Annotated in this window: 24 protein-coding genes; 18 read left to right on the forward strand and 6 right to left on the reverse strand. The window is 63.1% G+C overall.

Going from position 1 to position 26,000, the window contains the following annotated elements; all coding sequences use genetic code 11:
• The first annotated feature begins 75 nt into the window (after positions 1-75).
• Positions 76-3,624: a DNA polymerase III subunit alpha gene (gene dnaE, locus BJL86_RS06960; protein ID WP_075844892.1), complete on the forward strand. Its 3,549-nt coding sequence runs from the start codon at positions 76-78 to the stop codon at positions 3,622-3,624.
• A gap of 47 nt (positions 3,625-3,671) precedes the next feature.
• A complete protein-coding gene (gene ilvA, locus BJL86_RS06965) occupies positions 3,672-4,958 on the forward strand; it encodes a threonine ammonia-lyase IlvA (protein WP_067473104.1) in 1,287 nt (428 codons plus the stop codon).
• A gap of 135 nt (positions 4,959-5,093) precedes the next feature.
• Here the strand turns inward: ilvA and BJL86_RS06970 are convergent, their stop codons facing one another.
• The 4 genes from BJL86_RS06970 to BJL86_RS06980 all read right to left on the reverse strand — a co-directional run bounded on the left by BJL86_RS06970 (position 5,094) and on the right by BJL86_RS06980 (position 8,297).
• A complete protein-coding gene (locus BJL86_RS06970; protein ID WP_067473101.1) occupies positions 5,094-5,612 on the reverse strand; it encodes a hypothetical protein in 519 nt (172 codons plus the stop codon).
• 392 nt (positions 5,613-6,004) lie between these two features.
• Positions 6,005-6,469, reverse strand: a complete 465-nt coding sequence (locus BJL86_RS06975; protein ID WP_067473098.1) for a hypothetical protein — start codon at positions 6,467-6,469, stop codon at positions 6,005-6,007.
• Between the two features lie 288 nt (positions 6,470-6,757).
• Positions 6,758-7,468 carry a hypothetical protein gene (locus BJL86_RS17105; RefSeq protein WP_156515252.1) on the reverse strand — a complete coding sequence of 237 codons (711 nt, stop codon included), beginning with the start codon at positions 7,466-7,468 and terminating at the stop codon, positions 6,758-6,760.
• Positions 7,469-7,499: 31 nt separating this feature from the next.
• Positions 7,500-8,297, reverse strand: coding sequence for a hypothetical protein (locus BJL86_RS06980; RefSeq protein ID WP_156515251.1), 798 nt, complete (start codon positions 8,295-8,297; stop codon positions 7,500-7,502).
• A gap of 907 nt (positions 8,298-9,204) precedes the next feature.
• Here BJL86_RS06980 and BJL86_RS06985 point away from each other — a divergent pair.
• The 4 genes from BJL86_RS06985 (at position 9,205) to BJL86_RS07000 (ending at position 11,508) form a co-directional block, all read left to right on the forward strand.
• Positions 9,205-10,074 carry an Ig-like domain repeat protein gene (locus tag BJL86_RS06985; RefSeq protein WP_067473092.1) on the forward strand — a complete coding sequence of 290 codons (870 nt, stop codon included), beginning with the start codon at positions 9,205-9,207 and terminating at the stop codon, positions 10,072-10,074.
• A gap of 140 nt (positions 10,075-10,214) precedes the next feature.
• On the forward strand, positions 10,215-10,880 hold the full coding sequence (locus BJL86_RS06990; protein WP_082908409.1) for an IMPACT family protein: 666 nt from the start codon (positions 10,215-10,217) through the stop codon (positions 10,878-10,880).
• A 5-nt stretch (positions 10,881-10,885) separates the two neighbouring features.
• On the forward strand, positions 10,886-11,125 hold the full coding sequence (locus BJL86_RS06995; RefSeq protein ID WP_067473089.1) for a hypothetical protein: 240 nt from the start codon (positions 10,886-10,888) through the stop codon (positions 11,123-11,125).
• Positions 11,122-11,508, forward strand: a complete 387-nt coding sequence (locus BJL86_RS07000; protein WP_067473352.1) for an RNA-binding S4 domain-containing protein — start codon at positions 11,122-11,124, stop codon at positions 11,506-11,508. The genes BJL86_RS06995 and BJL86_RS07000 overlap by 4 nt, the downstream gene beginning before the upstream one ends.
• Here the strand turns inward: BJL86_RS07000 and BJL86_RS07005 are convergent.
• Positions 11,505-12,029: an LppA family lipoprotein gene (locus tag BJL86_RS07005; protein ID WP_067473086.1), complete on the reverse strand. Its 525-nt coding sequence runs from the start codon at positions 12,027-12,029 to the stop codon at positions 11,505-11,507. The two genes, BJL86_RS07000 and BJL86_RS07005, sit on opposite strands and share 4 nt — an antisense overlap.
• Positions 12,030-12,128: 99 nt before the next feature.
• Here BJL86_RS07005 and BJL86_RS07010 point away from each other — a divergent pair, with 99 nt between their 5' ends.
• From BJL86_RS07010 to BJL86_RS07025, 4 genes are all read left to right on the forward strand, one after another.
• Complete coding sequence (locus BJL86_RS07010; protein ID WP_156515250.1) at positions 12,129-13,331, forward strand: sensor histidine kinase; 1,203 nt, start codon at positions 12,129-12,131, stop codon at positions 13,329-13,331.
• Positions 13,328-14,089 carry a response regulator gene (locus BJL86_RS07015; RefSeq protein ID WP_067473083.1) on the forward strand — a complete coding sequence of 254 codons (762 nt, stop codon included), beginning with the start codon at positions 13,328-13,330 and terminating at the stop codon, positions 14,087-14,089. The genes BJL86_RS07010 and BJL86_RS07015 overlap by 4 nt, the downstream gene beginning before the upstream one ends.
• A gap of 135 nt (positions 14,090-14,224) precedes the next feature.
• Positions 14,225-15,169 carry an ABC transporter ATP-binding protein gene (locus tag BJL86_RS07020; RefSeq protein WP_067473081.1) on the forward strand — a complete coding sequence of 315 codons (945 nt, stop codon included), beginning with the start codon at positions 14,225-14,227 and terminating at the stop codon, positions 15,167-15,169.
• Positions 15,169-15,888, forward strand: a complete 720-nt coding sequence (locus BJL86_RS07025) for an ABC transporter permease (protein WP_067473078.1) — start codon at positions 15,169-15,171, stop codon at positions 15,886-15,888. Before BJL86_RS07020 ends, BJL86_RS07025 begins: the two co-directional genes overlap by 1 nt.
• Positions 15,889-16,015: 127 nt before the next feature.
• On the opposite strand, the gene BJL86_RS07030 is transcribed toward BJL86_RS07025, so the two are convergent.
• Positions 16,016-18,463 (reverse strand): acyltransferase family protein, encoded by a 2,448-nt coding sequence (locus BJL86_RS07030; protein WP_067473076.1) that lies wholly within the window; start codon positions 18,461-18,463, stop codon positions 16,016-16,018.
• 231 nt (positions 18,464-18,694) lie between these two features.
• Here BJL86_RS07030 and BJL86_RS07035 point away from each other — a divergent pair, with 231 nt between their 5' ends.
• From BJL86_RS07035 to nadC, 8 genes are all read left to right on the forward strand, one after another.
• Positions 18,695-19,972, forward strand: a complete 1,278-nt coding sequence (locus tag BJL86_RS07035; protein WP_067473333.1) for an adenosylmethionine--8-amino-7-oxononanoate transaminase — start codon at positions 18,695-18,697, stop codon at positions 19,970-19,972.
• Between the two features lie 81 nt (positions 19,973-20,053).
• Positions 20,054-21,241 carry an 8-amino-7-oxononanoate synthase gene (locus BJL86_RS07040; RefSeq protein ID WP_067473073.1) on the forward strand — a complete coding sequence of 396 codons (1,188 nt, stop codon included), beginning with the start codon at positions 20,054-20,056 and terminating at the stop codon, positions 21,239-21,241.
• The gene (gene bioD / locus BJL86_RS07045; RefSeq protein WP_231887162.1) at positions 21,234-21,941 is read left to right on the forward strand and encodes a dethiobiotin synthase; all 708 of its coding nucleotides are present in this window, start codon (positions 21,234-21,236) and stop codon (positions 21,939-21,941) included. The genes BJL86_RS07040 and bioD overlap by 8 nt, the downstream gene beginning before the upstream one ends.
• 85 nt (positions 21,942-22,026) lie before the next feature.
• Entirely contained in the window at positions 22,027-23,067 is a 1,041-nt protein-coding gene (bioB, locus tag BJL86_RS07050; RefSeq protein ID WP_067473070.1) for a biotin synthase BioB, read from the forward strand.
• Between the two features lie 2 nt (positions 23,068-23,069).
• Complete coding sequence (gene bsaP / locus BJL86_RS07055; protein WP_067473067.1) at positions 23,070-23,375, forward strand: biotin synthase auxiliary protein BsaP; 306 nt, start codon at positions 23,070-23,072, stop codon at positions 23,373-23,375.
• Positions 23,368-23,901, forward strand: coding sequence for a hypothetical protein (locus BJL86_RS07060; RefSeq protein ID WP_156515249.1), 534 nt, complete (start codon positions 23,368-23,370; stop codon positions 23,899-23,901). Before bsaP ends, BJL86_RS07060 begins: the two co-directional genes overlap by 8 nt.
• A gap of 99 nt (positions 23,902-24,000) precedes the next feature.
• On the forward strand, positions 24,001-25,056 hold the full coding sequence (gene nadA / locus BJL86_RS07065; protein ID WP_067473061.1) for a quinolinate synthase NadA: 1,056 nt from the start codon (positions 24,001-24,003) through the stop codon (positions 25,054-25,056).
• Positions 25,053-25,970, forward strand: coding sequence for a carboxylating nicotinate-nucleotide diphosphorylase (gene nadC / locus BJL86_RS07070; RefSeq protein ID WP_082908406.1), 918 nt, complete (start codon positions 25,053-25,055; stop codon positions 25,968-25,970). The genes nadA and nadC overlap by 4 nt, the downstream gene beginning before the upstream one ends.
• Positions 25,971-26,000: the final 30 nt, after the last annotated feature.

A 26,000-nucleotide genomic window follows, 5' to 3' on the forward strand; every position in this document is an offset into this window, starting at 1 on the left:
CGCCCGTGACCGCCGCCCCGCGCGTGCCGGCCTCGGGTTCTGGTGAGCAGCAGCAAGCGAGCGGAAAGGCCGGGCGTGTCGGGTAAAGGATTCGTGCACCTGCACAACCACACCGAGTTTTCGATGTTGGACGGGATGGCGCAGATCAAGCCCCTGTTCGCCGAGGCCTCCCGCCTCGGGATGCCCGCGGTGGGGATGACCGACCACGGCAACATGTACGGCGCCTCGGATTTCTATCGCGAGGCGAAGAAGACCGGAATCAAGCCGATCATCGGTATCGAGGCCTACGTCGCGCCCGAGTCGCGCACGAATACAGCCCGCGTGCGTTGGGGCGAGGACTGGCAGAAGTCGGACGACGTGTCCGGTTCCGGTGCCTACACGCACATGACACTCGTGGCCGAGAACGCCACCGGCCTGCGCAACCTCTTCCGGCTCTCCTCTCTCGCCTCCTACGAGGGCCAGCTCGGCAAGTGGCCGCGCATGGACGAGGAAATCCTGGCGCAGTACGCCGAGGGCATCATCGCCACCTCGGGCTGCCCGTCGGGCGAGATTCAGACGCGCCTGCGCCTCGGCCACATCGACAAGGCATACGAGGCCGCCGAGAAGTGGCAGTCCATCTTCGGCAAAGAGAACTTCTACCTCGAGCTCATGGACCACGGGCTCGACCTCGAGAAGCGGGTACGCCAGGACCTGGTCAAGCTCGGCAACGATCTCGGTATGCCGCCGCTCGTCACGAACGACTGCCACTACGTCACCCGTGACCAGTCGCACGCGCACGAGGCAATGTTGTGCATTCAGACGGGCAAGACGCTGTCGGATGAGAATCGCTTCCGGTTCGGCGGCGACGGCTACTTCCTCAAGTCCGCCGAAGAGATCCGCGAGCAGTGGGACGCGGAAGTCCCGGGAGCCTGCGACAACACCCTCGCCATTGCGGAGCGCGTCACCTCCTACGACGAAGTGTGGGAAGAAAAAGACCGCATGCCGAAGTTCCCCGTGCCCCAGGGGGAGACGGAGGACACCTGGCTGGCCCGCGAAGTCCACAAGGGGCTTGAATGGCGTTTTCCTGACGGCGTACCTCCCGAATACATCGAGCGTGCCGATTACGAGCTCGACGTCATCAAGCAGAAGGGTTACCCCGGCTACTTCCTCGTCGTCGGCGACCTCATCGAACATGCGCGGTCCATCGGTATCCACGTGGGGCCCGGCCGTGGTTCCGCCGCGGGCGCGCTCGTCGCGTACGCATTGAAGATCACGAACATCGATCCGCTCGAGCATGGTCTGCTCTTCGAGCGATTCCTCAATCCCGAGCGCCCGTCCGCGCCCGATATCGATATCGACTTCGACGACCGCCGCCGCGGCGAAATGATCCGCTACGCCTCCGACAAGTGGGGCGCGGACAAGATCGCCCAGGTCATCACCTTCGGCACGATTAAGACGAAGGCGGCGATCAAGGACGCCGCCCGCGTCAACTTCGGCCAGCCCGGCTATCAGATCGCCGATCGAATCACCAAGGCACTCCCGCCGCCAATTATGGCGAAGGACATTCCGCTCTCGGGCATCATGGATCCCCAACACGAGCGGTACGGCGAGGCGTCGGAAGTGCGTTCGCTGATCGAGACGGACCCCGACGTCAAACAGATTTATGACACGGCCCGGGGCCTCGAGGGCATGGTCCGTAACGCCGGCGTCCACGCCTGTGCGGTGATCATGTCCTCAGAGCCGCTGCTCGACTGCATACCGATGTGGAAGCGCGCCCAGGATGGCGCCCTCATTACGGGCTGGGACTATCCGTCGTGTGAGGCCATCGGCTTGCTCAAGATGGACTTCCTGGGTCTGCGCAACCTCACCGTCATCGGTGACTGCCTGGAGAACATTAAGACCAACCGGAACATCGAGGTCGACCTCGACACCCTGGGTCTGGACGATCAGGCTGCCTACGACCTCCTCGCCAAGGGCGACACGCTCGGCGTGTTCCAGCTCGACTCCGGCGGCATGCGCGAGCTGCTCAAGCGGATGAAGCCGACAGGCTTCAACGACATCGTCGCCGCTCTCGCTCTTTATCGCCCGGGACCGATGGGCATGGGGACGCACTGGAACTACGCCGACCGTAAGAACGGCAAGCAGGAGCTCACCCCGATCCACCCGGAGCTCGAGGAGCCGCTACGGGAGATCCTTGGCGAGACGCACGGCCTCATCGTCTACCAGGAGCAGATCATGGCCATCTCCCGTGAGCTTGCGGGATACTCGGCCGGTGAGGCGGACGCGTTCCGTAAGGCCATGGGTAAGAAGAAGGCCGAGGTGCTCGCCGAGCAGTTCGAGAAGTTCTCCGGCGGTATGACCGAACGCGGGTACTCCATGGAGTCGGTCAAGGCGCTGTGGAACACGATCGAGCCCTTCGCCTCGTACGCGTTCAACAAGTCCCACGCCGCCGGCTACGGGCTGGTGTCTTACTGGACGGCGTACCTCAAGGCGAATTTCCCTGCCGAGTACATGGCAGCGCTGCTCACCTCTGTCGGCGACGACAAGGACAAGGCAGCCCTGTACTTGTCCAATTGCCGGCAGATGGGGATCCGAGTCCTTCCGCCTTCGGTCAACGAATCGGTCACGAACTTCGCATCCGTCGGCGAGGACATCCGCTTCGGCATGGGGGCTGTCCGCAACGTCGGCGCCCACGTCGTCGAAGCGGTGGTGGCAGCGCGCGAGGAGAAGGGCGCGTTCCGCGACTTCTCCGATTACCTCAACAAGATCGACGCGACGGCATGTACGAAGAAGGTCACCGAATCCCTGATCAAGGCAGGCGCCTTCGATTCGATGGACCTGCCTCGGAAGGGTTTGTATCTCATCCACGCCGATGCCGTGGATTCGGTGATTTCGACGAAGAAGGCCGCCGCCGTCGGACAGTACGACCTGTTCGCCGACCTCGGTGGGGGAGGTGACGACGATTCGTCCGAATCGGTGTTCTCCGCGCGCGTCCCGGATGTCGAGTGGGACATCAAGTCGAAGCTGTCCCTGGAAAAGGAGATGCTCGGACTCTACGTCTCCGGACATCCGCTCGACGGACTCGAGGACGCGCTCGCCGCGAAGACGGATACCGCGATTTCCACCGTGCACGAGGGTGAGCTTCCCGACCGCACCAATATCACTATCGGCGGAATCATCTCCGGCGTGGACCGCCGCGTGAACAAGCGCGGCGAGTCCTGGGCGATCGTGACGATCGAGGACTTCCACGGCTCCGTCGAGGTGCTGTTCTTCCCGAAGTCCTACCAGCTCGCAGCGATGGACATCGCCGAGGACGCCATCGTCGTCGTCAAGGCGCGAATCAACATTCGCGACGACAGGATTTCGGTCTTCGGCGATACGCTGGAAGCTCCTGACCTGGTTGTTACCGGCGGGGGAGCGCCATTTGCGATGTCTCTGCCGACGCGGCAGATCAACGCCGAGACCGTGGTCGCGCTCAAACAGGTACTGGGGCAGCATCCGGGTGAATCGGTGGTTCATCTGCGCCTGGTCAACGGGGCGGATTCCACGATTCTGCGTTTGTCCGAGCACTTGCGTGTCGATCCGTCGAACTCACTCAAGGGCGACCTGAAAGCTCTGCTCGGGGAGGCCTGCCTGGCCCTCTGAGCGACCGAGTTGCTCCCTGGCCAACCGGCCGTGGGATACTGGGGGACGTGTCTGCGAACGAATTTGCGCCAGGTAATACTCGGACGACCCCTGTCACCGCAGGGGATATCGAGCTTGCCGCGCAGCGAATTAGCGGCGCAGTTCGCGCAACCCCGCTAGAGCACAGCCAGCGGCTGAGCGACGTGACCGGCGCTAACGTGCTGCTCAAGCGCGAAGATTTGCAGTCGGTGCGCTCGTATAAGATCCGGGGCGCATTCAACTTCCTGGCCAGCCTCGATTCGGACCAGCGCCTCGCCGGCGTCGTGACGGCGAGCGCCGGCAACCACGCGCAGGGCGTGGCATGGTCGTGCCGCCAATTGGGGATCCACGGCAGCATCTACGTCCCGGAGAACACGCCCAAACAGAAGCGAGACCGGATTCGGGCTTTCGGCGGCGATTTCGTCGACCTCATGGTCACCGGCGAGAACTTCGACGCCGCTCAGGACGCCGCGTTGGCGCATGCGGCCGATTACGACGCAGCGATGGTTCCGCCGTTCGATCACCCGGAAACAATCGCCGGACAGGGCACTATCGGAGTGGAGATCCTCGAGCAGCTCGGCTTGAGCCCGGATCTCGTGGTGATTCCTGTGGGCGGGGGCGGTCTGCTCGCGGGTATCGCGTCCTACCTGTCCGAAAATGCGCCCGAGTGCAAAATCGTCGCGGTCGAGCCCGCTGGGGCCGCATCGCTCACTGCTGCATCCAACGAAGGCCACCAGGTCACTCTCACGCACGTCGATACGTTCGTCGACGGGGCGTCGGTGAAACGCATCGGCGATACGCCTTGGGCCAGCTACCAGGCGCTAGCCGGCAACATCGACGTGCGTACGGTCGACGAGGGTGCTGTGTGCACCGAGATGCTCGAGCTCTACCAAACCGAAGGCATCATTGCAGAGCCCGCCGGCGCGCTGAGCACGACGATCGTCAAGGACCTACGCATCGCACCGGACGCGAATGTCGTGTGCATCTTGTCGGGCGGAAACAACGACGTTTCTCGGTACAGCGAAGTCATCGAGCGCTCCCTGGTACACAAGGAGCTCAAGCATTACTTCCTGGTCAATTTCCCTCAGGAGCCCGGACAACTTCGCAGGTTCCTCAACGAAGTTCTCGGGCCGGAAGACGACATCACCCGATTCGAGTACCTCAAACGAAACAACCGCGATACAGGTACAGCGCTCGTGGGGATCGAGCTCGGGCGTGCAGAGGACCTCGGTGCACTTAAGCGCCGGATGGATTCCTCGCCTCTTCATTGCGAGCTGATCGAGCCCGGTACACCGGCTTACACCTATCTCACGTAGTCGGCTTGTAACGCCTGCAACGGCCGTGTCGTAGGCCAATACAAAAGTAGGGCCTTTAGTCTCCTCAAGGAGACTAAAGGCCCTACTCGCAGAGTCGCTAAACTTTAGCGGCTCTTGTCCAACCGAGGAAGCTTCTTAGCCTTCGCCGGTTCCGTTCTCGTTGGCGTCGCCGCCACCGAGCATGCCGAAGAGTGTTCCGAGGGAGCCAGCGGCAGTCTCCTGGTTATCTGCAGTCGAACCCGTGGCGAGTCCGGCGGATCCTGCGTCGAGCGAACCGACGAGCGCCGTGCCGAGGTTCGCATCGTCGTTGTCGTCCGTGTTCAGCGCAGCGGAGCCCTCTCCAACGGAACCGCCGACGCTACCGAGGAGGTTTGCGGTTCCATTGACGGATCCTGAGTCGACCTCGTCACCGGTCGCGATGAGCGAATCAGTGGTGATGCTGCCGAACGTGGCATTCTCACCGATCGAGCCGGTGACCGAACCGATCGCCTGATCGGCGTTCAGAGCGTCGGCGATGGAGCCGAGGCCAAGAGTTTCGAAAGCGCCAAGCGAACCGCCGCCGGCCTGAGCAGATGCGGCTGCAGGTGCCATCGCGAAGGCGATGCCGACAATGCCGGCGACAGCAGTTCCGCGAACGATGTTGCGAATGGTCATATTTCTCCCCTATGAGGATTCGAATGAGAGGGATCCAAATGCAATGAGATGGCATGAGGATCGATGGCGAATGCCGGTGGTCTCGCGGCCACGAGAAGAGTTTGCCACACCACAAAGTGTGATTGCAAACACATGCATGGAAAAACAATTATTTTGTTCAGTTTCTCATCTGGAAGTGCATCCGTGCAGATAAGAACGCCAGTGAAATCGAGTTTCCACGCGTTGCGTCAGAAGTAATAAGTGAACACCTATCAGGAAATCAGTTAATTCTGGCCGTGAATCATTGCACTAGCGCTGCCCGACGCGACGCCGTATTCTGCAGGCCCCGGCGATAAATCGCAGCGGATCCGCATCGATTTGGGGAGGGATGCGGACCCGCTGCGATTCCAACCTCAGTATCTACCTAGCGAGCCGATGTTGAGTGCGCCGCCGGGAGGTGCCATCGGCTCACCGTCTTCGTATCCGACAAACGCAAACCATTGTTCGGGTCCGGACGTTGTCTTACATGTGATCACGACGCTTGCATTCCAGTCCGTTCGCGAGCCTGCGGATGGTGGGGCGATCGGGATCGTGTACGTCGGCGTCGTTGCTCCATTGGCGATGTTGAACGGAGTGATCTGGCCGACATGCCCACGTTGGGCCGCGTTCTCCTGGGCGGCCTTTATGTCGGCGAGCGCGGCGTGATTATTCCCGAAGAGAGGGGCGAGACTGCCGCCGGGGAGGAGGAGTAGGACCGGAGACAAATCAATCGGAATATTCACTGAGCTCACCGCTAGCGGAATCACCGGCTTATCGAGTACCCCGAAGTTCTTGTAGTACGCCACTACCTTCTGCGCGACCTCTGGTTCCGTGGCCACAGAGCTGTATGTGTTCGTCTCGTCCTGGCAGCGCACTGGGGAGCCGGTTAGATTCTGGAAGGTGAACGACACCGAACTGTCGCCGGACGGCTTTACGTTTACAGCGCCTTTTGTCGGATCCACGATGACGGTTCTCGCGGGGCTGTTGTCACCGGGGATAACGTTTTGTGCCGCTGCGCTACCTGAGAATACGACAGACGATACCGTCGCAAGTACAGCCAAACCCGACGCGCGATACGTTCTATTCATTGGTTTCCTCGTTCCGGGGCCACGCGAGCTCCCATTTGTCTAAGACCACGACAATCTCCCGATCCCGTCAAGGCTTGGGGTGCCTGGTTCGTATCCTGCGAACACATATGATTGGCCTGCGCTCGTGCAGAAGAACATGGCTGCAGCGTAGAAATCTGTGCGGGAGCCTGAGCTCGGTGCACCCAACGCGGCAGTCCAGTTCACTGAAGCGCCAGGGCCCACGTTGAATGTGGTATTGCCGCCGACTCTCGGATCCCCGGTGTGCCCGGCTACTCTGGCGGCATTCTGAGCCGTCCGAATTTGCTGAAGGGTTCCGGTGGCATTGCCGAGAGAGTTTGCTGCACTCTGCGAGGGAAGAATGTTGTACAAACTGCCCGTGCCCATTGCTCCGACGACGGGTGCGGTGAATCCGGACTCCTGGAAAATATTGCGCGAGTAGTAATCCATGGAGTCCTTGACGATCTGTGCTTCGGTGACTTGCCCCGGCCATGTTTTGTTATCGAGTCCCGGCACAGCGCAATTGAATTGCGTCGTCGTGTTGTTGGTTATGTGTCCCGTTACGTTGTTCGTTGTGGGTTGATGGGGGTTGACGGCAACGGACATCGATGTCGAATCGGTGATAACGACTCGCCCCGAAAAGTCGGCTCCCGGAAGTGATGCACTGGCGATTGCGAATTGGGAGCCGGCGAAAATTCCGGCAGTCGCGAGGCTTGAAGCAACCACCTGGCGACAACGTTGAATAAAGGTCATGAATAGGTTCTCCTTGAACGTTGTGCTCGGTTTAGCTTCCAAACCTGCCGGTTGGAAAGATTTCTCCCAATGACCCACTCGGTCCCGGACGTTGCCCATTCTCGAATCCGCCGAACACGTGTTTCTTCCCCGATATTTCGCACGCGAGAAAGACGCCGGCAGAGAACTGCGACCGATTTCCATTTGATGGACGTCCAAGCTGGACGGTGTAGCCGACCGTGCCGTTGTTGGCCGGAATCGAGATGGTCGACTGGGTGCCGAGTTCGCCCGCGATCCGTGCATCAGTGACGGCGGCGCCGATATTCGCGCGTGCTCCCGCATCCGGCCAGATCAGATTTGCAGCAAAAGGTGGCACCAAACCTGACACGCTGCCGAGGTCCACATTGATCATGCCGATCACCGGCGCATCGACGGCGACCATGGGATCGGACTTGTAGGGAAATTTTGCGTAGTAGTCGAGCGAGTCGGCGACGATTTGGCTCCGGGTAGCGACGAGTCCAGGAGTACGGGTGTTGGCGCTGTCCGCCTGGCTTGTTGTCGGGAACCCATTGCACGTAATAGTGGACGCCGACTTGTTGATGATTTGCCCCGATACGGTGCCGCTCGTGAGGTTCGGAGAATTGACCTGCACCGTCACCAGGTCTTGTGCGTCACTGATGACCGTGTCCGCCGAGGGGTCTATGCCAGGGATTTGTGCTGACGAGACCGCGGGGTACAGCGAAGACACGAAAATCGCGCCACACAATACAGATTTTAGGATCCCCGACCCTGCCCTCGACCGGACCACAGGATTGTTGTGCTCGCCGTTGAGGGCGAAGGTATGCGGCATGCTCCCTGGCTTTCTTGAAAGTGTTCCATTTGGCGCCCTCCTTCACGGCGAAGAACGCGATGAAGTTGTGAGATGTGTCTCATAGGGGCTAACGTCTTAGAAGCTTAGAAGAGAAGTTTTCAATTTCCAAGCTGATTTGTGATCTACCCCTCATGAAAATTTTCTGCACTGAGTTTTTGGTGCTCAAGTGCGTTGTTCTCGGATGAAAAAGTAGGGACCAAGATTGACAAGCTTAAAACGAAGTAAGTCTGCGCTTTGTGTCGCCACCGCGGCTGCGGTGCTTACTGGAACTGTCGTGGGTGCGGCCCCGTCCGTCGCCGAGAGCCCAACCTCCGAAAATACGGTGGCGTCGACAACCATCCAACGCTCTTGCGTGCACCACAAGTTTTCATTCCTCAGCGCAGGGCCGTATTCGGTGGTGTCGCCAGAGACGATTGAGGTGTCGCGTCCCGAACAAGTCAGGCCCAATGAGGTATTTGAGGTCGTCATAACTCCTGGGAGTTTGAAAACGGGTGCCGCGAATGCGGGTCGCCAAAGCTACGACATTGCGTTGCCGACGAACGCAACTCTTGTCAGCGCGCAGGTCCTCGGAGTCGGCGAGAACTTCCGGTCTTCGCCGGCGCCAGTTCTCACACGCGTCGACGCGAATCGAAAGGCGAGCCAGTCTGGGAACTTTCTTCGCCTGTGGGGCGGCCAGTCGGCCGGTCCCGGCGACTCCGGGTCAACGTCAACGAGTACCAGCAGCGGTGTCTGGAATGCGGGTCTTGTGGCAGATGCGAATACAACCTATCGCTTTCCGCCTGTGTCTCTGCGATTACGTGCGCCGGCAAGCGGTGATCAATCAATCTCGTATGGGTTGCCAGGAAGTGGTCAGGGTGGAAGCGAGACCGTTGCTTCGAGGAACTCCTTGACGTTCGCGGAGCAATACGCGGTTACAACCACGCTGGTCTACTGCGGAGCGAGCACCAACGCTTCGTCACTGGCGCAGACTCAAGTGCTCAGTGGAGCGCCATGGAAGGCAAATTCTTCGACGGAAATCACGTCGATCCCGGAACAGGTCGAATCGACCAAGCCGTTCACTGTTTCCGCGCGCGTCACAGCTCCAGACGCGACGCCGAGCCAATTCGCCGGAACCCAGGTCGAGTTCACGACTCAAGACGGTACGTCCCTGGGGAGTGCTGCCGTCGATCCTTCAGGGGTGGCTTCGCGTTCGGTCACTTTGCCGTCTCTTCATCCAGGGCAGAATTCCACGGTTCATCAGATTTCCGCCGCCTTTACCGGGAATGAGGTTATTGAATCCGGGACGTCCCCGGCCCGCACTGTAGAAGTGGTCGAAAAGATCTGGATTCAAGCGCAGCGCTCACCGTCAATCAACGTTGTCGAAACCGCGGAAGGCGCGAACAAGAAGGTGTCGATATCGTCGACGGTGTCCGGAGGGAACCTACCATCGGACCTGAGGGTTCAGCTCTATAGAAACGGAGAGCCCTTTGGCGAGTCCAAGCCAGCCTCCGGAGCGTTGAACTGGACGGATACGGTTGTCCAAGACAAGAACGATTCTTTCGCCGTGTACCAGGTAAAGATCGTGGAACTCTTTGAAGGCGACCATCGATACTTCGGACAATCGGCCGAGCGTCCAGTTCTCGTGCTCGGATCCGATCCGGAAACCGATCTCGTTCCGGGATACGTGTGGACCAGCGCCGAACTGATAAATCAGGCCTTCCTCGATCCGTTCGGATTCTGGCGCGCAATGCAATCAGGCTCGATAAGCGGTAGCTGACGTCAGCCTAAACCTTCGACGAAGAGCCAGGTTCTCGCAAGCAACGAACGCATGTGGAGGCTCCTCCGAACCGAGACGGACCGGCGACTGTCCGCGTCTCGATTATCGTTAACTGCGCAGCGTGAACGATACTGCCTGTGATGGACGCACAGCGAGATTCCGGCCCTTTGCTCACGCTTCGGCGCGGTGCACCTGCGCTCGGCGAGTACGAGGAGAAGCGCAGCAAGTTCGTGTGCCTGCTGGAGCGCGTGGACGACGAAGAAGCTGCCAGGGCCGTGGTTGCCGCGCAACGCAAGGCGTACCCGGATGCGCGGCATCATTGCTCCGCCTTCGTGATCGACCAGATCGACACAACGCCGATCGTTCGGTCCTCCGACGACGGCGAACCGTCCGGTACTGCCGGCACGCCGATGCTCGATCAACTCCAGGGCGCGGGACTGTCCGACGTCGTCGCCGTGGTGGTGCGCTGGTTCGGCGGAACGAAACTTGGCACCGGGGGATTGGTGCGCGCCTACGGCAACGCAGTCTCAGAGGCAATCGACGCGGCTCGTGAAAATGGCCTCATGCAGGTGGTGACGACTCAGTGCTGGAATGCGCAGGTCGGACACGAAATCGCGGGGCGTTTCGAAGCGGATATCAGGGCGATGGACGTCGAAGTGCTGGACGTCGACTACGGCGCGAAGGTGACGATACGGATAGCGACCGACGAAATCGGTCCGGCAGGCGCGCTCTTGGCGGCACTCACATCCGGGGGCGCAGAGTGGCAACCGGACGGGGTGGTGCGTATGGAACGGCCGGTATCCTAGGCCCCATGTCGATGCAGCCCTATAACCAGAATCCAATCGAGCGCCGCAAGAACGAAGTTCGGAAGAATGCGCGATCGGCCGCCGTGTGCGTCGGTGGTGGTGTCGTGGTTGGGGGCGCACTCGCGTTGCTATTGACCAGTTGGTTTTGGTTGATTTTGGGTCTGGTCGTCGCAGTTGGCGGTGGCACATATTACTGGTCCAAGGTGCGCAAGGGGATCGATCCCGGAAACGGAGTAGGCAACTGAGTTCGGCAAAGTCCCCGTCCGGACGGATCGACGCCTGGACATGGGCGGTGAGGCTGTTTCCCTCGCGAACCAAAGCGGCTGCGGCGTGCCGCGCCGGCCATGTGAAGGTCGATGGGGAATCGGTACCGCCGTCACATAAGGTGACGCCCGGTATGCATGTGCGCATCACCGGGCCCGGCGGACGTGTACGGATTGTTGAGATCGTCCGGGTCATCTCCAAACGGGTAGGGGCTCCCGAAGCGGTCAAATGTTATCTCGACCATTCGCCGCCACCGCCGCCGAAGGAAGTGCTTGCCTCGATTCCGACGCGCGAGCGTGGCGCAGGCCGGCCGACCAAGAAGGACCGGCGGGAGATAGACCGACTTCGCGGACGCGCGGACTAGGACTGGACGCCAGCCCCGGGAATACATTCGGTGAGGACATCGACGACGAAACCGCTATGGACACTGCTGGACACGCGTAGCGCATCGCCAGCATTGTTGTAGTAGGCGACGCGGTTCTGGTCCTCGCGATCCGGGACCTCATCCGGAACCCGGTAACCGTAGCCCTCGGCAATTGAACCGACGGCCTCCATCCACTGTTGCCATTCGTCGTGATCCGGAAAGTGCAAAGTCCGGAGCGCAGGGCTTTGGAAAGCTACGTCGTCCATGCTGTTTTCCTGATTGCACGAAATCCCGTCGTTGTAGTCGTCGCGTTCCTGCCATTCGATGCCGGGCGCGATGTCCGAGATCGACCCTTCGATCTCCTCCAGCATGGCGAGCATGTCCTGTTCGACCTGGTCCTGCTGCCGGAGCGGGGCCGTCGGCGGGGCGATGGGATCCGGCGCTGGCTGCTCGTCCGACTCCCCAGAACACCCCGCGCACAGTAGCGCGGCGGTCAGGGCAAATACGTAGGTACGTCGCATATGCGTTCTTCGGTAAACCTTCCGGACTCCGACGTCATACGCCGGTGATGGTACCCAGGTGCGATGTGCTCCCTTGCCGCTTTGCCTAGAGTTGAGCTGATGACCACCGGGAATGAGCTGTCGATAACGACGTGGCCGCAGGCGCGTATCTCGCCGCCGTGGCGAGACCGCGGTACGTGGGTGCAACTCGTTGTGCAGCTGATCTTGTTCGGTGCCGGGATAAGTGTGGATTTCGGCGTGAACTTCGCGGATGACTCACTATGGAGCGACGTCCTGCGAAACATTGGGTATGTTCTCGTTTTCGTCGCCCTTATCGTCCAGCGGTACAGCGCTCGACGTGGCATTCCGATCACCGCGGTGGGTTTGGTGCTCGTCGGGATCTCGGGTACCGGGACGATGCTTCTCGCCTATGGGATCGTGGTTTACGAGGCGTGGTATATCAGCGCCTACCAGCGCCGCTTTCGGATTTGGCTGGCACTGCTCGCGGGCGGTTCGCTCGCGTCGATCGCGATGTTCGTCGTGAGGTACCCGAACGGGGTGGAGACGCTGGACGCCTGGCCGCAGATGGCGGGCATGTCGGCTCTCGCGCTGGTGTCCATCGCCCTCGGCTGGCAGCTCGGGCTCGGGACGCGGCGACGCGTGCGGGACGTGTCCGAGCTCGCTGCGAGGGCAGAGCTCGCCGCGCTGGCCGAGCGCACGCGTATCGCGCGTGAGATGCACGACATCATCGCCCACTCGTTGACGGCGATCATCGCGCAGTCCGATGGCGGCCGGTATGCGGCCCGCAAGGACCCGGCGCAGGCGGTCACAGCGCTGGAGACCATTGGCGGAACCGGGCGGGAGGCACTTGTGCAGATGCGCCAGCTCTTGTCCGTCCTCCGCGAGGACGACTCGCGCGCTTTGGACGTAGCGCCGGGTCTGACAGGCATTCCATCGCTGGTGGCGAGCGCCGAACGTGACGGGCTGCGCGTCGACTTCCGCCAACAGGGCGAGCCGCGAGCGGTGGGAGAGTCGGCAGGTCTTGCGATCTACCGAATCGTGCAGGAAGGTCTGACCAACATCCTCAAACACGCCGGTCGAACCGATGCGCTTGTCGTCTTCGAGTGGCATGCGCGAGAGATGGAGATCAGGATCGACAATGCGCCGGGGGATGGGCTCGTCGATAGCGCCGAGATCGACGGCGATGGCCGAGGACTCAGCGGGATCGCCGAACGCGCGCGCGTGCTCGGAGGATCGGCAAGCTGGGGAGAATCGCAAGAATATCGAGGGGGATTCACTGTGAAGGTGAGGTTGGCGATATGAGTGGTGAGACCATAACCGTCGGGCTCGCGGACGACCAGATTCTCGTGCGCGCAGGCTTCGCAATGGTTCTCGACTCGCAAGAGGACATCGAGGTGTGTTGGCAGGCGGCAAACGGTCGCGAGGCCGTGGACGCCGCTCGATCAACGCCCTGCGACGTCATCCTGATGGATATTCAGATGCCCGAGCTCAACGGCATCGATGCAACGAAGGCGCTCGTCGACGAAGGGGTGTCCGCGCGAATCGTCGTGCTCACCACCTTCGATAACGACGAATACGTTATCGGTGCGATCGCGGCGGGTGCGAGCGGTTTCCTGCTCAAGGACACCGACCCCGAGGAACTCATCGACGCGGTGCGCACAGTCGGTGAATCGGCTGCGGTGGTGTCGCCGAAGGCCACCGCTCGTCTGCTCCGGCAGATCCGGGAAGGAATACCCGGGGATGGGCAGAGGGGAGCCGTCGACGAAGAGCCGCGGGATTCGACGCCCGAGGCGGCAGGCTCTACAAACGAAGTGGAGTCTGTGGAAGTGCGCTTGCCGAACTTGCCCGACCCTCTCACCGCGCGCGAGGTGGAAATCCTCCGGCTCATCGCCATGGGGCGCTCGAATACCGAGATCGCCGACGAACTCTTCCTGTCTCTCTCGACCGTGAAGACCCACGTCGGAAGAGTGCTGGCAAAGACGGACTCTCGTGATCGAGTGCACCTCGTGTTGTGGGCTTTCCGACACGGCGTGGTCGATTCCGACGGCATGCTCTCGTAGCGGCGACTCGTACCCAGGTGCCATACGCGCTCGAAGTCCGACCGCTGAGTAGTCCTCGGGGAGGGGGTTTTCTCAGTGAGAAGATGGCCCCGCAGGTTGATGTGTGAGGCGTCTCCTTCGACGAAGGTAGAGGCCATGATCACAGTCGAACGCCTCAGCAAGGCATATGGAAGCAAGAAGGCCATCAACGAACTGACGTTCACCGTTCCTGACGCCACGGTGACGGGATTCCTCGGCCCGAATGGTTCGGGCAAGTCGACATCGATGCGCTGCATTCTGGGTCTCGACAAACCGACGTCTGGGCGCGCGCTTTTCGACGGGACGCCGTTTGCCGACATCGCGGACAAGAGCGCCGTCGCGGGATCGCTCCTTGATGCCGCGTGGTTCACCCCGGAGCGCAGCGGCCGAGGGCATTTGCGGGCACTAGCGGCGGGTGCTGGACTTCCCGCCGGTCGAGTTGATGACTGCCTCGAACTCGTCGGCCTCACCGATGCGGCAGGAAAGCGGGTAAAGGGATACTCGCTCGGTATGAAACAACGTCTCGGGATCGCAGCTGCACTGCTCGGGAACCCACGTCATCTCATTCTCGACGAGCCTGTTAACGGTCTCGACCCCGAGGGCGTGAGCTGGATGCGGCAGACGATTCGGCGCCTCGCCGATGACGGCTGCGCCGTTCTTGTCTCGTCTCATCTGCTCAGCGAAATGCAGCAAACCGCCGACCGCCTCGTTGTCATCGGTAAAGGCGAGATGATCGGCGAATACGGGTTGGATGAGTTTCTCTCCGGTGGCGCCAGCATCGTCGTCGCCAGTGAGAACAATGCAGTCGTTGCGCAGAAGTTGCACTCCATGGGTGTAGAGGTGACGGGAAATGCCGATCTGCTTCGGGCGGAAGTTCCGGCTGAATCCGACGAAAGTGAACTTCGACGAGTAATCGCGCACACGTGCTTGCGCGAAAACATCGCCGTCACCCATCTGTCGACCGAAACCCAGAACCTCGAGCAGCGATTCCTCGCCGCGACGGCAGCGAGCCAGGAATACCGCAGCGCCGAGTCCACACGCGTCCACGAAGGAGCCCTGTAATGCTCAACGCACTACGATCGGAAGTCATCAAGCAAGCCACTCTGCGCAGCACGGCGGTCTACTTCGTATTGCTGATCGGCAGCCTTTTCGGTCCCATCGTCCTGCTCGGACTACTCGACGCCGACCAGTTTCGCCTCGGCGAACCCCAGCCCTGGGACATGCTCCTCGACGGGTTCCTCATTTTCGCCGCCATCGCAGTCGCGTTCACAGCGTCGAGAACCACCTCGGACATCAAGAACCACATGACGGCGCAGTCGTTTGTCACCCAGCCCGGCCGCTGGCAGTCGCTCTGTGCGAAGTTCGTGGTGCTTGTCGGTTTCGTCGCCGTGTCCTTTGCGGTGGGTGCGTTCCTGATCGTCGTCGCGGTCATGGCCTTCGGTGGAAGCGTTTCCGGAGAGAACCTCGCACCCCTTTTCGCGGCATTGGCGATGGGGGTCAGCGTGGCCGCGGTCGGCGTCGGATTCGGGGCACTTGTTCGGAACTCGATCGTCGCTGTGGCGCTACCGTTGGTCTGGTTGCTCATCGGAGAGACTCTCGTTCAAGCCGCTTCGGCCCAATATTCGGTACTCGAGCCGGCAGGCAAGGCCCTTCTCACACAGAACTATGTGAATCTCGGAGGGCAGGAGTCGGTTGGTCTCGCGCTCGCCGTGTTCGCCGCGTGGATCGCGGCATTTGCAGTTGCCGGCTTCGCCTCCAACCAGCTACGGGATGTGCGCTAATCAGCTGTGCACGAGGACGATCACCGGGTGATCGGCGGGAAGAGACGCGCCGAGATACCCGGTGATTGTCGCGTTGGAGTCCGCGGCGTCGCCAGTGGACAAAGCGACTGAGCGCCCCGCGGCCGACTCACCACCAACCGGTCGCCTGGGACAACTGGCTCTCGAACTCGTTGCGCAGAGAGCGCACGAACGTTGAGGACATGTGGTGGGAGTCGTGGTAGACGATCACATTGCCGATAGCCGCTGGGCAGTACACCGGACCGCACAGCCCGTCGGTGAAGTCGAGTAGGTGTACGTCCTCCATGCCGGCGGTGGCGAGGATTGCCGGATTATCTGGCGCCAGCGACGCATCTCGGGGCATGCCGCAGCTCTCGGGGTCCGATCCCGACTCTCCCAGGCACTCGCCGGCGCGAAGCGGCCCCTCTCCATGGTCGATCCAAGGGGTATCTCGGATCGCGAGGGTCTGAATGCCGTGCTCGGAGAAGAACTTCCACAGGTCGATGTACTGGTACGGGGTGAAGTCCGGCATTGAGCGTCCCGAGGGGCGCGTCGCCGTCGTGGCGACGAACTCCGGGTTGAGACCCACGATCGACTCGAGTGCTCCGCGTGTCCATTCGACGCAACCTGCGTACATCGCCTCGTTGTCGTCGGCGATTGTTCCGTCGAGGGTGAGCGGGCAGCCCATCTTGAGGATCGTGACGACCCGGAAACCTCGATCGCGCCCGATCTCGTCGAACGCCGTAATCCAATGCTCGGAGTGCGAGCCACCGACAAGCGCGATGGTGCGATCTGCATCGGGATCGCCGTACACACAGCTCACGACGTCCTCGGTGTTGAAATCGGAGATGCACCCGTCCCACGTCGACGCAGGTAGATCGTTGCCGACTTGCAGCGGCGTCGGGTGGTAGTCGTCGCCCCGCGCCTCGACGTCCTCGAGGAACGCCCGAGCGCCGGGGAACTGCTCATCGCTCAGCGGGTCGACCTCGGGCACCGACGCGCGGTCTTCTGCGGTGGCGGTCCAATACGACTGCATGCCGGCAACGAAAGCACCACACAGGATGACGGTGGAGAGCGCGCCCACCAGGACGAACTTCTCCTTCGTGGTGCGCTTTGGCCCCGCGTCTTCCGCGGCCGCCTTCTCCTGCTTCGCAGCTTTCTTCGCGGACCTCTTCTCGGCTTTCTTCTCGGCGCGCGTGAGCTTCGAGGATTCCACCGACTCGTGGGTGACCTCGTCAGCTTCGTCTTCGGCGTCGGAGTCCTTGGCTGAAGAGTCCTCGGTGTCGGAGTCCTTGGCGGAAGAGTCCTCGTCGTCGGGGGCGTCGATCTCCGCCGTCACCCCTTTTGCATCCTTGTCCTTATTTTTGCCCGCTGCCGCGGCCACCGCTCCTGCGGCGGCCGTCGATCCTGCGGCTGCGGCATCCGCAGAGGACTTCTTGCGGTTGACGCGGCTCTTCATCCGCAGCGGGCGCTCGATGTAGCGCTCGGCGAGCCACGCCAGCGCGAGGGAGACGAGAACGATGACGGTGCCCGACACCGCAGTAGCGTTCGGGCTGTCCGAGAGTGCGAGGTAGAAGATGAGAAGCGGCCAGTGGATCAGGTAGAGCGAGTAGCCGAGATCGCCGAGCCGACGCATCGGGTACGTGGACAAGAGCCACGGAATCGGTTCGGTGTACCAGCGAACCTTCTTGCCTGCGGGGACCATCCCGAAAATGACGATGAGCAGAGCGCCGCCCACCGGGTACCACGCCCACCAGGCGGGGAAGTGCTCGACACCGTCGATGAGGAGGCCACAGGTGACGATCATCGTCAGGCCGGCGATGGTGGCGAGCGTGCGCAGCACCCACGGAACGGCAATTCCCACGAACACGATGGCGAGGACGCCGCCGATGAACAGCTCCCACAGACGCGCCCACGTGTCGTAGTAGTTCCACGGCTGGTTCGCCTCGAAACCGCGGTCCGCGTGCCAGATCGAGGCCAGACAGATGGCTGTGAAGATCGCCGCGTACAGCCACTTGGACGGCGTCTTACCGACGAGCCGGAACAGGGCGGCGACGCCGAGGACCAGGGCGAGCGCGATGAGGTAGAACTGGCCTTGCACCGACATCGACCACAGGTGCTGCAACGGCGAGATCGAGGCGTCGGCGGCCCCGTAATCCTGGCTTGTGAGCGCGAGCTCCCAGTTCTGGTAGTACAGCAGCGTCGCCTGGGCCTGGGTGAGGACATCTGTCCACGTGGCCTCAGGCCGCAGCCACATCGTCAACCCGACGGTGGCGGCCACCACGACGATGAGCACCGGATACAGGCGCCGTACGAGTCGCCATAGATTCTGAATCGGGGACAGGCTGGATCCGGGGGTGGTGGCACCACGCACAAGCGAGCCGAGGAAGAAGAATCCCGACAGCGCCAGAAAGACATCGACACCGCCGGAGACCCGGCCCATCCACACGTGGAAGAAGACCACGAAAGCGATGGCGATACCGCGGAGACCGTCCAGGTCTGGACGGTAAATGACCTGCTTGCGCGGCTTTACGGGCGTGGTTTCAGCCTCGTTGGCCTGCTCGGTCTTCGCGGACACGGGTTGTTTGATCCTCCACCGGTTTCGGGGCGCGGGCGCGCGGCCCACCGTGAATTGCTTTCTCGATCTTATAAAGACCGTGTGCCGAAAACCGAACTGAGCCGGCACGGTAGCGTGCGTGCCATGACGGCACACCACGGCGACGACAGTGTCCACGAGACACGATCAGCGCGCAATAGTAGCGCGCGGGGGACTCTAGCGGAACGGGATTCGACGGGCTTCTCCGACGCGCTGTCGGCCGAGGACTTATCCGCCTACGATGCCGAGCACGTCTGGCACCCGTACGGAGCTTTCCCAGCGAGTACGCGGCCGCTGGTGGTCCAGTCAGCCGAGGGAGTGGTGCTGCGATTGGCCGACGGCCGTGAGGTCATTGACGGGATGAGCTCGTGGTGGGCCGCGGTGCACGGCTATCGGCATCCGCGCCTCGACGCTGCGCTACATGCGCAGGTCGACACGATGAGCCACGTCATGTTCGGCGGGCTCACGCACGCTCCGGCGGTCGAGCTGACCCGTCGCCTGGTGGAGATGACCCCGGAACCGCTGCAGAAGGTATTTCTTGCGGACTCCGGCTCGGTCTCGGTCGAGGTAGCGCTGAAGATGGCGATCCAGTGGCAACGCGCCAACGGCAACCCCGAGCGCACGCGCATTCTCACATGGCGCGGCGGTTACCACGGGGACACCCTCAACCCGATGAGCGTGTGCGACCCGGACGGGGGAATGCACGCGATGTGGACCGGCGTGCTCCCGCGGCAGGTGTTCGTCCCGGCGCCGCCGACGCAATGGTCCGAAGACTATGCCGACATCCTGCGTTCGGCGATCCGGGAGCAGGCAGAGCACCTCGCGGGAATCATCGTCGAGCCACTCGTCCAGGGCGCCGGAGGCATGCGGTTTCCCCACTCCGGGTACCTCCGGGTGCTCAGAGAAGAAACCCGGAAAGCCGGTATCGCGCTGATCTTCGACGAGATCGCCAGCGCCTTCGGTCGCGTGGGTGGCACCACGGCCGCCGAGCTGGCCGCCGTGAGTCCGGACATCATGTGCGTGGGCAAGGCGCTCACGGGTGGGTACATGACCTTGGCGGCGACGATCACGACCGACGAGATCGCCGCCGACATCTCGGCGGGAGAGGCCGGCGGCCTCGCGCACGGCCCGACGTTCATGGGCAACCCGCTGGCCTGCGCCGTGGCGTGTGCGTCCCTCGATATCCTCGCCGAAGGCGCCTGGCGCTCTCAGGTGCCCCGAATAGAAGGCGAACTTCGCGACGGACTCGAGCCACTACGCAACGCCCGTGGCGTGCACGATGTCCGCGTGCTCGGAGCCATCGGCGTCGTCGAACTGGACGAGCCGGTCGCGATGCAAGCGGCAACCGACGCGCTCGTCGACGCAGGCGTGTGGCTGCGACCCTTCCGCAATCTCATCTACACGATGCCGCCATATATCAGCTCCAGCGAGGACATCGCGGCGATCTGCTCGGCGGTGGCCGACGCCGTCAGAGCCTCGACGCAGAACTAGCGAGCCGACTTCGCCGAAGCGGCGCGTGCGCCCGGGCGCGTCAGCATAAGGTGTAAGTCGAAATTCTAGGAGGAACGCAGCGTGAGCGAAAAGGCACCACACGGGCATTTTGAGCGGGCAGCGGCCGCGGACTGGCTCGACGCCAACGAGCGCCACCGCATCGACGCCGGTCTGCGTCGCCGTCTCAACCCGCGTGCGCCGTCCAGCGACGTTCTCGACCTCGCCTCCAACGACTATCTCGGACTCGGATCGCACGCCGATGTCAAGGCGGCCGCTATCGACGCCATCGAACAATGGGGCACGGGATCGACCGGTTCTCGCCTCGTCACCGGAACGACTACCGCTCACATCGACCTCGAGACGAAACTCGCGGAGTTCATGGGGCAGGAGGCAGCGCTGGTGTTCTCCTCCGGCTATGCCGCCAACCTCGGCGTCGTCACCGCGCTCGCCGGTCGGGGGTCGCTCATCGTGTCTGACGGCGGAAGCCACGCTTCCCTCGTCGACGCATGCCGCCTCTCCCGTGCACGAGTTGTCGTCATCGAAAGGGGAGACGTCGAGCAGGCGCGGATCGCGCTGGCCGAGAGAACCGAGGAGCGCGCGCTGGTGGTTACCGACTCGGTGTACTCAGTCGACGGCGAGCTGGCACCGCTGCGCGAAATGTACGAGGCCGCCCGTGACAACGGGGCGTTGATGCTCGCCGACGAGGCGCACGGACTCGGTGTTCGCGGCCGTGGCGGCCGTGGATACGTCGATGAGCTCGGGCTCGCCGGTCGCGAAGATCTCATCGTCACCGCGACACTGTCGAAGGCGCTGGGCTCTCAGGGCGGCGTGGTGCTCGGCTCACGTCGCCTCATCGATCACCTCATCGATACCGCGCGCACGTTCATCTTCGACACCGGCCTCAATCCGGCGGCGGTAGGCGCGGCGGGCGCAGCGCTGGAGCAGCTCGTCGCCACACCGACGCTCGCGGACGACGTACTCGCCAACGCCCGCGAACTCGCCGAGGCCGCCGGAGCCGAGGAGCCGCAGTCCGCCGTGGTGTCGGTGATCATCGGCGACCCATCGAAGGCGGTCGCAGCCCGAGACGAAATGCGTTCGCGCGGCGTCAGCGTCGGGTGTTTCCGTCCACCGTCGGTCCCGGTGGGCACCTCCCGGCTTCGATTGACCGCACGCGCGAACCTCACCAAGGGGGATCTCGAGCGTGCGTGCGAGACGCTACGCAAGGTGCTCGCCGGAATGGACCGGGGAAGCGAGGCAGGCCGTGGCTGAGTCGCGCATCCTCATGGTCACCGGAACCGGTACCGATATCGGCAAGACGATGGTCACGGCGGCGATCGCCTCCAGCCTCAGGGACGAAGGATTGAGGGTCGGACTGTGCAAGCCCGTTCAGACCGGGCTCGACGCGGATGCGCCGGGAGACGTCGACGATGCCGCGCAGTTGTCAGGGGTATCGACTACCTCCGAATTCTTCCGCTATCCCGAGCCACTGGCCCCGGAGACCGCCGCGCGCCGCGCAGGCATGGCGCCGCCGGTACTCGGCGAACTCGCGACTCGTATCGAACGGTTCGCGGCGGGCGTCGATGTGACGCTCGTCGAGGGGGCCGGGGGAGTGCTCGTGCGCCTCGGGCCGGAACTCACGCTCGTCGACCTCGCGGTCGAGCTTTCGGCGCGGGGGCACAAGGTGTCCGCCGTCGTGGTCGTCCGGGCAGGCCTGGGCACGCTTTCGGATACGGAGCTCACGGTCGACAGGCTTCGGAGCTCGGGCATCGCGATTGCGGGAACGGTGCTCGGAATGTGGCCGGACCGGCCCGACCTGGCCCAGAACTGCAATCTCGAGGACTTACCGCGACTCACCGGTGTCCCGGTTATCGGCAAGCTGCCCGCGGCAGTGGGACGCCTGGGACCAGGGGAGTTTCGGGCCGGTGCGAGAAACTGGCTCGAAGGAGGCGCTCTGACCCTACTGCGGTAGAGCTTCGGGCTAACATGAGATTCGCGTCATAATTTCGGCGCGGTGATTTTGTATGTGCACAACGACGGGAAGCAGGTAAGCGAGAGTGACTATCGCTTCGGACCAGATCGAGCAGGCGGCGCACGCCGACGAGCGGGACATCCTCGAAATCGCTCGGGAACAGGTGCTCGAGCAGGGCGTGGGGCTTGACGCCGAACAGACGCTGAAGGTGCTGCAGTTGCCCGACGAGCGTCTCGAGGAGCTGCTCCAGCTCGCGCATGATGTGCGCATGCAGTGGTGTGGCCCGGAGGTCGAGGTCGAGGGCATCATCTCCCTCAAGACCGGCGGATGCCCCGAAGACTGCCATTTCTGCTCACAATCCGGGCTGTTCACCTCCCCGGTGCGGTCGGCGTGGATCGATATCCCGTCGCTTGTCGAGTCGGCTAAGCAGACCGCCAAGTCCGGGGCGACCGAATTCTGCATCGTCGCCGCCGTTCGTGGCCCGGACAAGCGGTTGCTGTCCCAGGTGGCGGCGGGCATCGAGGCCATTCGTGCCGAGGTCGATATCGAGATCGCATGCTCGCTGGGAATGCTCACGCAGGAACAGGTCGATCAGCTCGCCGCAATGGGCGTACACCGGTACAACCACAACCTGGAAACCGCGCGTTCGCACTTCCCGAACGTGGTCACCACCCACTCATGGGAAGAGCGATGGGACACCCTGCGCATGGTTCGCGACGCGGGAATGGAGGTGTGCTGCGGTGGAATCCTCGGAATGGGCGAGACACTTGAACAGCGTGCCGAGTTCGCAGCGGATCTCGCTTCGCTCGAACCCGACGAGGTCCCGCTCAACTTCCTCAATCCGCGCCCGGGCACACCTTTCGGCGATCTCGAGGTGCTAGAACCGACCGAGGCGCTCAAGTCGGTCGGCGCGTTCCGCCTGGCACTCCCGCGGACGATCCTGCGCTACGCCGGTGGACGCGAGATCACCCTCGGCGATCTCGGCGCCAAGCAGGGCATCATGGGCGGGATCAATGCCGTTATCGTCGGCAACTACCTCACGACGCTCGGCCGTCCCGTCGAGAGCGACCTCGACATGCTCGAGGACCTGTCTATGCCGATCAAGGCGCTCAACGACACACTGTGACCATGACCGAAAAATCCGTGCACGGCGCGTCCGGGGCAGCAGCGCTCCGCGACGCGCTGTTCGCCGGCGCTGACTACGCTTTCGATCCCTTTACCGGCGTACCCGCAGGCGAGGCGCCTCGGCGGTTCCGGGCTGCCGAGCTTGGTTTGGAGGCGCCGCGATACTGCCCGCTGTGCGGGCGTCGCATGATCACCCAAGTCCTGCACACCGGATGGCGCTCGAAATGTTCGCGCCACGGTAGCGCCGAGAGCGCGGAAATCGATGCCGCGAGGGAAGCAGCCCGCGACCCCTTTGCCGAACATGAATAAATCCGTGATCGCCCGTGCCGGACGCACGGTGCCGCTACTGATCCTCCCCTTCGTCGTTGTCGCCGCGGCGTGGACGATCGCCGCGCCGCGACTGCGCGTCGTCGCACTCGGCGATGGCACCGGCTCGCCCACTTACGGCTCGAGCGGGGCGGAAGTGTCCGCCACGATCATGCTGTCGGCGATGCTCTTCGGCGCTGGTGCAGCGGCCGCCCTGGTGTTGTGGCGAAGGCACTCACGCCTTCGCGCACTACCGCCCGCACTGTGGGCCTGGCTCGGCATCGGCGCACTCGGGGCAGTGACCTCTACGGCGTCCCTGGCGCTTGCCAGGCTGGTGTTCTCAGCCGACACGAATGCCGCGGAAGGCACGATCATCGAACTCGCCCCCCGACTGGCGCGCCAGGTCATGACAGCAGGCCAGAGCACGCAGGCCGTAGAAAACATCGCGATGGCCGCCTGGGCAGCGGGCGGCGCCCTCACCGTGTGGTTTGTGGCCGCGTACATGTCATTCGGTAGAGACCTGCGATAATAGGGCTTCCAGTCGTATCGAGGCGCCTGCCCGCGACGGTACGACGCTGACGATTCGAGCGGCAAACCGCCGCGTCGATGCAAAGGAACGTTGACGATCATGACGAGCGCGAGCGCACCTGCCACCACCATTTTGAGCTCCGACCTGCGCGAAAAGGTCACCCGCACCGCGCACGGCTGGGACGGGGTCGCCCCGGACGAGCACTGGGCCGCGGAGATCCGCCGCTTGGCGGAGGAACGGGACGCCACGATCCTGGCGCACAACTATCAGGTGGGACCGATCCAGGACATCGCCCACCACGTCGGCGACTCGCTCGCGCTCTCTCGCATCGCGGCCTCCGCAGATACCGAGACGATCGTGTTCTGTGGCGTGCATTTCATGGCAGAAACCGCGAAGATCCTGTCGCCGGACAAGACCGTACTTATTCCCGACGCCGAAGCCGGCTGTTCGCTTGCCGATTCGATCACCGAAGAGCAGCTGCGCGATTGGCGCTCCGAGCACCCCGGCGCGGTCGTGGTGAGCTACGTCAACACCACTGCAGCCGTGAAGGCGCTCACCGACGTCTGTTGCACCTCGTCCAATGCCGTCGACGTCGTCGCTTCCATCGACCCCGATCGGGAGGTGCTGTTCCTGCCCGACCAGTTCCTCGGTGCCCACGTGCGCCGCGAGACCGGCCGCGAGAATATGTACGTATGGGCCGGCGAGTGCCACGTGCACGCCGGCATCAACGGCAAGCAGCTCAGCGACCAGGCCGAAGCGCACCCCGGCGCCGAACTGTTCGTGCACCCCGAATGCGGCTGTGCGACAAGCGCCCTCTATCTCGCCGGCGAAGGCGCGGTCGAGGAGGACAAGGTCAAGATCCTTTCCACCGGTGGAATGGTCGACGCCGCCCGCGCCTCCGGCTCCAGCGAGGTCCTCGTGGCCACCGAGATCGGGATGATCCACCAGCTGCGCAAGGCCGCCCCGGAGATCGATTTCCTCGCCGTCAACGAAAATGCCTCGTGCCCATACATGAAGATGATCACCCCGGCCGCGTTGCTCCGTTGCCTCACCGACGGCGCCGATGCCGTCCACGTCGACCCGGTCACGGCGGAGGCCGCCCGCGGCTCGGTCGAGCGGATGATCGCCATCGGCAACCCCGGGTCGGGAGAATGATCGCCCCGCGAGAGGGAAGCGGCGGGTCGTTCGTGGGCGAGCGCTCAGCGGCGTTCACCTCCGGTGTGGATGACGCCGGGCGCAGCGCACTCCGGGCCGCCCTGAGGGTCGCCCTGGACGAGGACCTGGCACGCGGACCGGACGTCACGTCGATTGCGACCGTTCCCGCGGATTCGCGTACCTCTGCGCGGCTCGTGGCCCGCGAATACGGCGTACTGGCCGGGATCGATGCCGTCCACTCCGTGCTCGACGAGGTCGACCCGGGCAGCGCGAACGTCACTGCGCACGTCGCCGACGGGGAGCGGATCGGGCCTGGCCAGGTCGTCGCCACCATGGAAGGTCTCACTCGTTCGATCCTCACCGCCGAACGCACCTTCCTCAACCTCGTCTGCCACCTCACCGGAATCGCGACAGAGACGGCGCGATGGGTAGACGAGGTCGAAGGCTACGACGTTCGCATCCGCGACTCGCGCAAGACGCTTCCCGGGTTGCGGGAGTTGCAGAAGTACGCGGTACGCGCGGGCGGCGGCGCAAATCATCGGATGGGGCTCGGCGACGCCGTGCTCATCAAGGACAACCATGTGGCAGCGGCCGGCGGAATCTCGGCCGCGCTCGACGCCGTTCGCGCACAGTTCCCGCAACTGCCTTGCGAGGTGGAGGTCGATTCACTCGAGCAGTTGGACGACATGCTCGACGCGGGCGTGGACCTGGTACTGCTCGACAATTTCCCGGTATGGCAGACACAGATCGCGGTCCAGCGTCGCAACTCCCGGCGCCCCGCGACACTTCTCGAATCCTCCGGCGGGCTCAGTCTCGACACCGCGCGGGACTATGCCTCCACGGGGGTCGACTATCTCGCCGTCGGCGCGCTCACCCATTCGGTGCGCGCCGTCGACCTCGGCCTAGACTTCTAGATATCGTCCGCTGGGTCGACCCTGCGGAAC

This window comes from Dietzia timorensis, from assembly GCF_001659785.1.
In the GTDB taxonomy this organism is placed as follows: domain Bacteria; phylum Actinomycetota; class Actinomycetes; order Mycobacteriales; family Mycobacteriaceae; genus Dietzia; species Dietzia timorensis.